The organism is Flavobacterium sp. (assembly GCF_029242675.1).
Classification (GTDB): domain Bacteria; phylum Bacteroidota; class Bacteroidia; order Flavobacteriales; family Flavobacteriaceae; genus Flavobacterium.
The window spans coordinates 19,154-30,476 of sequence record NZ_JAQWTM010000137.1 but is presented as its reverse complement, the minus strand read 5'-3'; the positions used below and the strand labels follow the sequence as shown (position 1 = coordinate 30,476).

11 protein-coding genes are annotated in these 11,323 nt (G+C 34.0%); 10 read left to right on the top strand and 1 reads right to left on the bottom strand.

Features of this window, described 5'->3' with window-relative positions; all coding sequences use genetic code 11:
* The first annotated feature begins 220 nt into the window (after positions 1–220).
* The 8 genes from metG to P8M54_RS05570 all read left to right on the top strand — a co-directional run bounded on the left by metG (position 221) and on the right by P8M54_RS05570 (position 8,837).
* Positions 221–2,317: a methionine--tRNA ligase gene (gene metG / locus P8M54_RS05605; RefSeq protein WP_300286073.1), complete on the top strand. Its 2,097-nt coding sequence runs from the start codon at positions 221–223 to the stop codon at positions 2,315–2,317.
* Between the two features lie 24 nt (positions 2,318–2,341).
* Positions 2,342–3,229 carry a DUF488 family protein gene (locus tag P8M54_RS05600; protein ID WP_300286071.1) on the top strand — a complete coding sequence of 296 codons (888 nt, stop codon included), beginning with the start codon at positions 2,342–2,344 and terminating at the stop codon, positions 3,227–3,229.
* A 3-nt stretch (positions 3,230–3,232) separates the two neighbouring features.
* Positions 3,233–4,048, top strand: coding sequence for a hypothetical protein (locus P8M54_RS05595; RefSeq protein ID WP_300286069.1), 816 nt, complete (start codon positions 3,233–3,235; stop codon positions 4,046–4,048).
* A 36-nt stretch (positions 4,049–4,084) separates the two neighbouring features.
* Positions 4,085–4,990 carry a DMT family transporter gene (locus P8M54_RS05590; protein WP_300286067.1) on the top strand — a complete coding sequence of 302 codons (906 nt, stop codon included), beginning with the start codon at positions 4,085–4,087 and terminating at the stop codon, positions 4,988–4,990.
* A 1-nt stretch (position 4,991) separates the two neighbouring features.
* Positions 4,992–5,681 (top strand): HAD family hydrolase, encoded by a 690-nt coding sequence (locus P8M54_RS05585; RefSeq protein ID WP_300286065.1) that lies wholly within the window; start codon positions 4,992–4,994, stop codon positions 5,679–5,681.
* Positions 5,682–5,688: 7 nt separating this feature from the next.
* Positions 5,689–6,318 carry a chloramphenicol acetyltransferase gene (locus P8M54_RS05580; protein ID WP_300286064.1) on the top strand — a complete coding sequence of 210 codons (630 nt, stop codon included), beginning with the start codon at positions 5,689–5,691 and terminating at the stop codon, positions 6,316–6,318.
* 49 nt (positions 6,319–6,367) lie between these two features.
* Positions 6,368–7,780, top strand: coding sequence for a hypothetical protein (locus tag P8M54_RS05575; protein WP_300286062.1), 1,413 nt, complete (start codon positions 6,368–6,370; stop codon positions 7,778–7,780).
* 157 nt (positions 7,781–7,937) lie between these two features.
* A complete protein-coding gene (locus P8M54_RS05570) occupies positions 7,938–8,837 on the top strand; it encodes a histone deacetylase (RefSeq protein ID WP_300286060.1) in 900 nt (299 codons plus the stop codon).
* 58 nt (positions 8,838–8,895) lie between these two features.
* Here P8M54_RS05570 and ssb read toward each other — a convergent pair whose 3' ends face one another.
* Positions 8,896–9,225 (bottom strand): single-stranded DNA-binding protein, encoded by a 330-nt coding sequence (gene ssb, locus P8M54_RS05565; protein ID WP_300286058.1) that lies wholly within the window; start codon positions 9,223–9,225, stop codon positions 8,896–8,898.
* Between the two features lie 216 nt (positions 9,226–9,441).
* Here ssb and P8M54_RS05560 point away from each other — a divergent pair, with 216 nt between their 5' ends.
* Together P8M54_RS05560 and P8M54_RS05555 are read left to right on the top strand one after the other, a co-directional pair.
* Positions 9,442–10,968 carry a carbon-nitrogen hydrolase family protein gene (locus tag P8M54_RS05560; RefSeq protein WP_300286056.1) on the top strand — a complete coding sequence of 509 codons (1,527 nt, stop codon included), beginning with the start codon at positions 9,442–9,444 and terminating at the stop codon, positions 10,966–10,968.
* Positions 10,968–11,315 (top strand): hypothetical protein, encoded by a 348-nt coding sequence (locus tag P8M54_RS05555; protein WP_300286053.1) that lies wholly within the window; start codon positions 10,968–10,970, stop codon positions 11,313–11,315. The genes P8M54_RS05560 and P8M54_RS05555 overlap by 1 nt, the downstream gene beginning before the upstream one ends.
* The last annotated feature ends 8 nt before the right edge of the window (positions 11,316–11,323 follow it).

Sequence of the window (11,323 nt, the reverse complement as noted above, 5' to 3'; positions counted from 1 at the left end):
AGTAATAATCTAGATGGAATTACTAGATGCGATTGCTTCGTCCCTCGCAATGACCTATTAAACGCAAAACCCTAGCCCCGATAAAAGTGGAAATCCTTTTACTTTTTTCTTTTAAAAGTAAAAGATTGCAACGTATAGCGGGAAATAGCTTCAAATAAAAATTCTATTCCTTATTTTTGCACCGCGTTCTGAATTAATTTCAGAATCTAAAAATAATTTTATGATACAGAATCCAAAAAGATATACCATTACGGCGGCTTTGCCTTATACTAACGGACCTATTCACATTGGCCATTTGGCGGGTGTTTATGTTCCTTCTGATATTTATTCTCGTTACCTGCGATTGCAAGGTAGAGACGTTTTGTTTGTTTGCGGAAGCGACGAGCACGGTGTGGCAATTTCTATGAAAGCCAAGAAAGAAGGGATTAGTCCGCAAGAAGTAATTGATAAATACGATGGTATTATTCGTAAATCGTTTACTGATTTTGGAATCTCATTTGATAATTACTCGAGAACTTCGGCTAAAATTCATCATGATACTGCTCAAGATTTTTTCAAAAAACTATACGAACAAGGTGACTTTATAGAGCAAGTAACCGAACAATTGTATGATGCAAAAGCAGATCAGTTTTTGGCTGACCGTTTTGTAACGGGTACCTGCCCTAAATGTGGCAACGAAGAAGCATATGGTGATCAATGTGAAAAATGTGGATCAACCTTGAATGCTACCGATTTAATCAACCCAAAATCGACAATTACAGGTGAAACCCCAATTATGAAATCAACGAAACACTGGTTTTTACCTTTGGATCGTTACGAAGATTTCTTGAAAGAGTGGATCCTTGTTGGTCATAAAAGCGACTGGAAACCCAATGTTTACGGACAAGTAAAATCATGGATTGATGGCGGTCTTGAGCCTCGTGCAGTAACACGTGACTTGGATTGGGGAATTGACGTTCCTGTTCCTGGTGCCGAAGGAAAAAAATTATATGTATGGTTTGATGCACCTATTGGGTACATCTCAGCATCTAAAGAGTGGGCTGCTCGCGAAGGAAAAGAATGGGAACCGTACTGGAAAGATCAAGATACTAAGTTGGTTCACTTTATAGGGAAAGACAATATTGTTTTTCACTGTGTGATTTTCCCAGCGATGCTAAAAGCCGAAGGAAGCTATATTTTGCCAGACAACGTGCCTGCAAATGAGTTCTTGAACTTAGAGGGAAATAAATTATCAACGTCTAAAAACTGGGCAGTTTGGTTGCACGAATATTTACAAGAATTTCCGGGCCAACAAGATGTTTTGCGTTATGCATTGACATCAAACGCACCTGAAACAAAAGACAACGACTTTACTTGGAAAGATTTTCAAGCTAGAAATAACAATGAATTAGTGGCTATCTACGGGAATTTCATTAATCGTGTAGTAGTTTTAACTAACAAATATTATAACGGAATTGTTCCTGCTCCAAACGAATTATCAGAAGTTGACGAAGCAACTTTAACTGAATTAAAAGCGTATCCTGCAGTTATTTCAAGTTCTGTTGAAAGATATAGATTTAGAGAAGCTTTAGGGGAATTGATGAATGTAGCTCGACTTGGAAATAAATACTTGGCTGATGAAGAGCCTTGGAAAATGATAAAAACGGATGAAGCACGTGTGCAGACACAAATGTATGTAGCATTACAAATTGCTGCTGCTTTGAGTTCGCTTTGCGAGCCGTTCCTACCATTTACAGCAACTAAATTATCTCGAATATTAAAAATTGAAAGCCCATTAAATTGGAACACGATTTCAGAAACTTCGGATTTATTGCCAGCAGGTCACCAAATAGGAGAAGCGGAGTTATTGTTTGCCAAAATTGAAGATGAAGAAATTCAGAAACAAATTGACAAGTTAGAAGCTACGAAAACAGCTAATAAAGAAGAGATTGCTTCGGCCCAAGCAACGATTGAACCACAAAAAGAAGCGATTCAATTTGATAATTTCGCCAAGATGGATATTCGAGTAGGAACAATCCTTGAAGCTGAGAAAATGCCAAAAGCAAACAAGCTGTTGATATTAAAAGTAGACACAGGTATTGACGTTCGCACGATTGTTTCGGGAATTGCAGAGAGCTTTAAACCTGAAGATATTGTTGGAAAACGAGTAACTGTTTTAGTTAACCTAGCTCCAAGAAACTTGCGCGGTGTAGAAAGTCAAGGAATGATTTTGATGACCACGAATGCCGATGGGAAATTAGTATTTGTAAATCCAGATACTTCGACTTCGCTCAGTTCAGGTTCTGATGGTGTTGCAAATGGAGAGACGATAAATTAAATATTTGCAAATTTTACTACATCTATGTACTACCGAAGAAAAATATTATTATCATTAATTCAAATTTTTGAAGGTGAATTAGAAAAAATTCAGCTCCAAAAACTACTATTTTTATTTACTAGATTTCAAAAAGACAAAAAATCATTTGATTTTGTACCATACAAATTTGGTTGCTTTTCATTCCAAGCAAATGCTGATTTATCCACTCTTAAAAAGTACGGTATTGTTTCTGATAATGACAAATCGTGGAGAAAAGAAGATGGGGTAAATTATTTAAATGAATTAAGAAAAGAGGATAAAAAAACAATAACTGATTTTAGAGTAATTTATGCAAATAAAACTAGTGATGATCTAATTAATCTAACCTATAAAAGGTACCCATATTACTCTATTAATAGTATAGTTGCAGAGAAATACTTAACACAAAAAGAATTAAAAAATCTTGATAATTATAGGTCGTTTGAAGATGAAACTATTTTGTTTACTATTGGATACGAGGGGATTACCCTTGAAAAATACTTAAACAAGCTAATAAAAAATAATATTAAAGTACTTTGTGATGTTAGAAAAAATGCTTTAAGCATGAAATATGGTTTTAGTAAAAGCCAATTAAAGACTGCTTGTAATGGAGTGGGAATTGAATATATCCACATTCCTGAAGTGGGAATTGATTCTGAAAAAAGACAAGAATTAAAAACTCAAAATGATTACGATTGTTTATTTGAAGAATACAAAGAAAAAAATCTTAAAAATTCAGTTGATAGTCAAACTGAAATTTTAAATTTACTTACAAAAAATAAAAGAATTGCTTTAACTTGTTTTGAAGCAGACATTTGTCAATGCCATAGAAAATATTTATCTGAAGCAATAACAAACTTAAAAGGCTTCAAATATAAACTTGAACATTTATAATTTATGACTAAGAAAAAAATCCTTATAACTGTTACAACTTATCCATTACCTTCTAGAAGTTATGATGAATTAGTTTGTACTGCCGGATTTTTAGAAGATGGCTCATGGATTAGAATTTATCCAATTCCTTTGAGTTTTTTGAATCAAATAAAGAAGGATACGGGTTTTAAAAAATATACATGGATAGAACTTGATGTCAAGAAAAGAACTGATGATTTTCGTCCAGAAAGCTATTCTCCTGCAAATTATAATTTTAAAAAAATAAACACTTTAGATACTTCTGATTTTTGGGAAGAAAGAAAAAATATTTGTCTTAAAAATGTTTACACAAATAAGACAAAATTAATAAACGATTCAAAAGATCCGACTAACATTTCATTAGTAACTTTTAAACCTTCAAAAATTACAGGTTTCGAATATGTAAATGATTCGAAAGAATGGAAAGATGAATGGATTGAATTAAGAAAGCAAACAGATTTATTTGCTGAAATTGAAACTAACCCAGAAAAATTAATTCAAAAAGTACCTTACAAATTTTATTATATTTTTGAAGATGACGAGGGCGTATCGAGTAAATTAATGATTGAAGATTGGGAAATATTTCAGCTCTATTTAAATTGTTTAAGAGATAATGGTCAAGACCAAGAAATAGCTTTAAAAAAAGTCAAAGAACAATATTTCGATAAGTTTACAAAAGAAAATGAAATATATTTATTTCTTGGAACCACAATGCAATGGCATAGAAGAAGGTCAACAAATCCATTTGTAATTATTGGTGTTTTTTACCCTAAAATAAAAACTCAATACACACTTTTTTAAAGTTAATTATTTCTCAGCTTGACAAACCATTCCTAAATGACAAATGTAAAACCTAGATTGGCGCTCTTTTTTGGGATACTTTGTATTTCGGTTTTTCCTATATTAGTAAAACTCAGATTGACTCCTGGATTGATTTCGGCATTTTACCGCATGGCAATTGCCATTGCAATACTATTACCGTACATGATTTTCTCTAAAAAATTCAAGCTTCCTGAGAAAAAATACTTACTATTATCCGTTTTATGTGGAGTGTTATTTGCCTCGGATGTTGCAGTTTGGAATATTGCTATTCAGGAATCAAGTGCTACTCAAGCATCATTACTTACTAATCTATCACCGCTCTGGGTTGGAATTATATCTTATGTTTTTTTGAATATTAAACCCGCAACTAACTTCTGGTTAGGAACAGCTGTCGCCTTATTTGGAATGGCGATGCTAGTAGGATTCCAGTTTTTCTTAGAGCTCAATTTCGATCACGCTTTTATCCTTGCGGTATTATCGGGAATATTTTATTCTATCTATCTATTAATGAGTAAAAAAGCACTTGGACAAATTGATGTACTCTCGTTTATGACTATTAGCTTACTGGCTTCTTCCCTATACTTAGCAATAGCTCGCGTTATAGTAAAAGAACCATTTACAGGTTTTTCTAATATGGGTTGGTTTGTCCTATTTCTTCAAGCCGTAGTTTGTCAGTTGATGGCTTGGTTGTCTATCAGTTACGCAACGCAGCACATGCGCGCCACACGAGTTTCATTAAGTTTATTGAGTCAAGCCGTTTTGACTGCTATTCTCGCTTGGCTATTTTTAGATGAAAAAATTACACTTAACATGATTATTGGTGGTTTGATTCTGCTTTTAGGAATCCGAATCACATTTTACACCAGTACACTTTGGTCAAAAACACCTAAAGAATCGGCTTCTTTAGAACTAAAAAAATAAGATGAAAAACATTAAAGTAATTGCCTTCGACGCAGATGACACGCTATTTATCAACGAAACGTATTTCGATGAGACAGAGCAAAAATTTTGTGGTTTAATGCAAGATTATCTGTCCAAACAAGGGATTTCACAGGAACTATTTAAAGTCGAAATCGACAATTTAAAATTATACGGTTACGGTATTAAAGGCTATATCTTGTCAATGATTGAAGCTGCTATGACCATTTCGAATAACACCATTCCGATTGAAATTGTCGAAAAAATTATTCAGTATGGCAAAGAGTTGCTTCAAAAACCAATTGTTTTACTCGACGGCGTCGAAGAAACTTTAGATGCCTTGTATGGCAAATACAAATTAGTGGTTGCCACCAAAGGGGATTTACTTGACCAAAGACGCAAATTGCACAATTCTGGTTTAGGACATTATTTTCACCATATCGAGGTGATGTCTGACAAACAAGAAAAAGATTATACGGATTTAATCAAAAGACTCGAAATTGAACCTTCGGAGTTTTTCATGATTGGAAATTCCTTAAAATCAGATGTATTACCTGTTTTAGCTATTGGCGGACACGCCGTTCATATTCCGTTTCACACGACCTGGGCACATGAAAAAATTGATCACAAAGTGGTACATGAAAACTTTAGCACGCATGAAAATATCGTCGAAGTATTGAAAAAACTAGTCTAACAATCCAATGAAGCAAAAATTAGACATAGCCAACTGGAACCGAAAGGAACATTTTATGTTTTTCAAGCAATTCGAAGAGCCTTTTTTTGGTGCTACAGTCACTATCGATTGTACTAAGGCTTATGCTGCTGCAAAAGAGAGAAAGACATCTTTTTTTACCTATTACTTGCATAAAACATTAGTGGCTGTTAATCATATCGAATGTTTTAAATACCGCATTAATGACGATTCGGTTTATATTTACGATCAAATTAATGCCTCTGCTACTATTGGAAGGGAAGATGGCACTTTTGGTTTTTCTTTAATCGAATACGATCCTGACTATCTAGTTTTTGAAAAAAAAGCTACAGCTGAAGCGGCCCGAATTCAAACGACAACAGGCCTTTTTACTCGTGAATTTAGGGACGATAATTTGATTCATTTCTCGGCCATACCTTGGCTTAATTTTACCTCGCTTTCTCATGCTAGAAGTTATACTTTCCCGGATAGTTGTCCTAAAATCTCTTTTGGCAAAATGATAACTACTGAAGAAGGCACCAAAACAATGGCTATGTCGATTCATGTACATCATGGTTTAATTGATGGATTACAGCTCAGTCAATTTGTCGATTATTTTCAAGAGATTATGAATCAATAAATTCGATTTAGGCTCATTTATTTGGCTTAATATTTGTAGCTTGTAACTTATGAAAAAAACACTACTCCTCATACTTTTAATTTATCAATCAACATTGTTTGGTCAAGTCTTATTAACTTCTTATGACTTTGATTTAAATAAAAACGATAGCAATGTTCAAATATTTAATGCTGAAAATAGTTTGACTCATGATGTTTTCGTGTTTGCAGTAAAAGAACAGGATATCACTATTTTAAAATACAACAATGCTTTGTTCTTAATGGATAAACTCACTTTATCACTTGCTGATTATGAGAGTAAAAGAATAATTGGATATAGTTTTAATGAAGATGGAAACCCATCACTTTATTGGTCATCTAGTGATTTAAACGAAATTATAATTACTAAATATTTTTTTGAAAGCAAGACCATAAAAAACTTAAAATTTAAAATGCCTTTTACTAGCGATTATATAGTTGCTACTTTTCAGAAAAACAATTCATTCTGTTTGCTTTTAAAGAACATTTCTGAAGAAATCTTGACGACTTACATCTTTAACGAGGGAATCGCAGAGCAAACAATTTTTGATTTTTCTCCCTATAAATTTTATAATAAAAAATTCCAAAATATTCCTTTTCATGATTTAATTAATGAGAATCCTTTGGAAAAAATGGAATTTAAAAATTACAATCCTCTTTACAAAAGCACCGGTACAAGTAAATTTTATGTTGTGGATGATAAAATTATTTTAACGTTAGATCAAAATGCGAAACAAACCCAAGTATTCGAACTCAATCTCGAAAATCACATATTGACAGAAAAGCTTTTTTCTCAGCCAATTCCGCAAAAAACATCTTACTCATCTAATTCTTTTTTTTCTGAAAATAAATTATACCAAATTAAAGCTAACGCAGAGGAACTAATTTTTGAAGTAAAAAACTATGACTCGGGAGAAATCATGAAAAACATCTCCATTCCAAAAAATGAAAGTATCTATTTTAAAAACTCACCACTAGCACTAAAAAAAGAATCTCGAAAGTTAAAATCCATTAAAAACACTTCATTGTTTTTAAAATATCTAAGCAATTTAAAGGTTGGAATATCCGTATACCACAACAAGTCCGAAGATTTCGTCACTATTGGAGGAAGTCCAAACATCCAATACTACCAGAAACCTTCCTTCAATAACACTACTGATGAATTTAATGATGAACCTAGCTTAAAACAAAATTATCAAAATATGAACATGGTTCCTATTCATACTGAAACCGTTTTTTTTGAAAGTAGCTGGGACAAGAATTTTGAATTTATTTCTGCAAGGCAAGCTCCATTTGCAGTAGATAATATTTCTTATTTTATTAGCCAACAAAAGGAAATTGGCTTTGAAAATATTATAAAATTTAAAGACTACTATATTTTAGGCTACTACGATTTTAGCAAAAAAAGCTATATTATGCGAAAGTTTAAAGACGGCTATAATTAGAAAACGATTAAGCTAATGCGAAATTATTGACAGAAGATAGATTCACACTAAACGATGTTGCTGTTTCCAAAACATCGCTTGGATTAATTTTAAGATTGAGAAAAAGTAGCTACTTTAAATTTCCCTACATAGCCTATAAAACTTTATTAAATACAATATGTTCCCGATAGCATTTCATCCTATATACCAGCATCCTTTACCCGAGGGACATCGATTTCCTATGCTGAAATATGAATTGCTGCCGCAACAGCTAATCTATGAAGGAACGGCAACAGCAACTGATTTCTTTGAACCTGCGATAGCTGATTTAGCTCCAATCCTAGCCATTCATACCCAAGAGTACGTAAATGATTTAATGCAACTGACCTTGAATGCCAAAGCGGCTAGAAAAATTGGATTCCCATTGTCTCGTGAATTGGTGCAACGCGAATTGATAATTGCGCAAGGAACGATCACAGGTGCTCGAAAAGCCTTTGAAACCCAAGTATCTTTTAACATTGCTGGAGGAACCCACCATGCCTATTCCACCCACGGAGAAGCTTTTTGCTTATTGAACGATCAAGCTATTGCAGCGCAATTTTTATTAGATCAAAAATTAGCTAAGAAGATTTTAATCATTGACCTCGATGTACATCAAGGCAATGGAACCGCCGAAATTTTCCAAAACAAAAGTTCCGTTTTTACCTTTTCAACTCATGGGAAAACGAATTATCCTTTCAAAAAAGAAACTTCTGATTTAGATATTGCTTTTGATGACGGCACTTCAGATTCTGAATTTTTAAGCACTATTGCGACAGTGATTCCGCAATTGATCGAAACCCAAACACCGGATTTCATTTTCTACTTAGCTGGAGTAGATATTCTAGCAACTGATAAATTAGGGAAATTAGGTTGCACAGTCAACGGCTGTAAAAAAAGGGACGAACTGGTTTTTGAATTATGCTCAAAATACCAAATTCCGGTCCAGGTTTCTATGGGTGGTGGTTATTCTCCCGATATTAAAACCATTATTGAGGCACATGCTAATACCTACCGTGCAGCCAAAAATATTTTCTAAAAAAAAAAGCACGAACTGCTTCAATAGCAATCCGTGCAATTCATTATTAAGTGTTCCTTTATTGTGCTTTTCCTAATAAAAGCAACTCATTAGCAACGACTTCAGTTATAAATCGTTTCACTCCGTCTTTATCATCATAGCTACGGTGTGTCAGTTTGCCTTCAATAGCAACTTCTCTTCCTTTGGTTACGTATTTCTCAATGATTTCGGCCGTTTTTCCCCAAGCTGTTACGCGGTGCCATTCGGTTTTTTCTACTTTATCTCCGTTTTCTTTGTAATACACTTCATTTGTGGCGATAGAAAGGTTCGCTAATTTTTTTCCACCTTCTAAGTTTTTTACTTCTGGAACTTGTCCTACATGTCCGATTAATTGTACTGTGTTTTTCATGGCGTATAAATTTAATTGTTAGTATCTGATTTCGTATCAGACTTTCTTATGGTTTATAATCGTGTCGGTTTCTCGTTGTTTGATTTCGACATTGCAAAGATTAGACAGGAGCAAGAACTTATTCGGTTAACGTTCAATTACTTTCGCTTGTAAATAATTGTAAACGTTTGTGAACGGCTATTATTTTTCGTATCTTGCCAAAAATAAAAATCATTTATGCCAGCAAATATTAAGACAATTGAGTTACGCAACTTACAAATTGAAGATTACAAAGAATTAAAAAAATCAATGGTGGAATCCTATCCAGAAATGGCCGATTCCTTTTGGAAAGAAGATCAAATCGAACTTTTACTGAAAAAATTCCCTGAGGGACAATTAGTAATTGTTGTAGATGGAATTGTTGTTGGCTCCGCATTATCCTTATTAGTTACTGAAGATTTCGCCTTTAAAACAAGGACTTACAAAGCTATCACGGGTGACTTTACTTTTTCTACTCACAATCCTAATGGAGAAGTTTTATACGGAATTGATGTCTTTATCAATCCGCAATACCGTGGTTTACGATTAGGCCGTCGTTTGTATGATGTGCGAAAAGAACTGTGTGAGCAACTGAACTTAAAATCAATCATTTTTGCTGGTAGGATTCCGAATTACGCCAAATTTAAAGACGAAATCACTCCCAAAGTATATATTGAAAAAGTAAAGAAAAAAGAAATTTACGACCCTGTTTTATCGTTTCAATTAAGCAATGACTTTCACGAATTACGTGTACTCAAAAATTATTTATTGGGTGATGTCGAATCGCAAGAGTTTGCCGTTTTACTCGAATGGAATAATATTTACTACGACGATAGTCCTAAATTAATCAACACAACCAAAAGTGTGGTTCGATTGGGATTGATCCAATGGCAAATGCGTTCGTTAGGAAATTTAGATGCACTTTTTGAACAAGCCGAATTTTTTATCGACGCTGTTTCAGGCTATGGTAGTGATTTCGCCTTGTTTCCTGAGTTTTTTACGGCACCTTTAATGGCCGATTACAACCATTTATCAGAGGCCGAAGCCATTAGAGAATTGGCACATCATACCGAAGCAGTGAAATTGCGTTTCCAAGAATTTGCAATTTCGTATAACATCAATATCATCACAGGAAGTATGCCTTTTATTGAAAACGGACATGTTTACAATGTTGGTTTCCTATGCAAAAGAGACGGTACAAACGAAATGTATCGCAAAATTCATATCACTCCAAACGAAGTGTTCCACTGGGGAATCACGGGCGGAGACGTAATTCAAACTTTTGATACCGATTGTGGGAAAATTGGAATTGTAATATGTTATGATGTCGAATTCCCAGAACTTTCTCGATTAATGGCTGATGAAGGAATGAATATTTTATTTGTCCCTTTCCTGACCGATACACAAAACGGTTACACACGCGTAAAGCATTGTGCACAAGCAAGAGCGATCGAAAACGAGTGTTATGTTGCGATTGCTGGTTGTGTTGGAAACTTACCTAAAGTAAACAACATGGATATCCAGTATGCACAAGCAGCTGTTTTTACGCCTTCTGATTTTGCTTTTCCAAGTAACGGAATCAAAGCTGAAGCTACACCCAACACAGAGATGACCCTAATTGTTGATGTCGATATGAACTTGCTAAAAGAGTTACACGAGCACGGAAGCGTGAACACCATGAAGGACAGAAGACACGATTTATATAATTTAACCCGAATTAAATAATGAAAAGTTGTTTAGAATGCGAAGAGAAAATTATAGGACGTGAAGACAAAAAGTTTTGCAGCGACGGCTGTCGCAATGCCTATAACAACAAAATCAACAAAGACAGTACTAATTTTATGCGCAACATTAACAATAAGTTGCGCAAAAATTACCGCATTCTAACCTCTTTAAATACCGAAGGCAAATCAAAAACCACCCGCGCTAAACTTTTAAGCAAGGGATTTGATTTTGAGTTTTTTACCAATATTTTACAAACCAAAACAGGTAACACCTATTACTTCCTTTATGATCAAGGGTACCTGCTTTTAGACAACGATTTTTATATGCTTGTAAAAAAAGACATTTAACAATACCA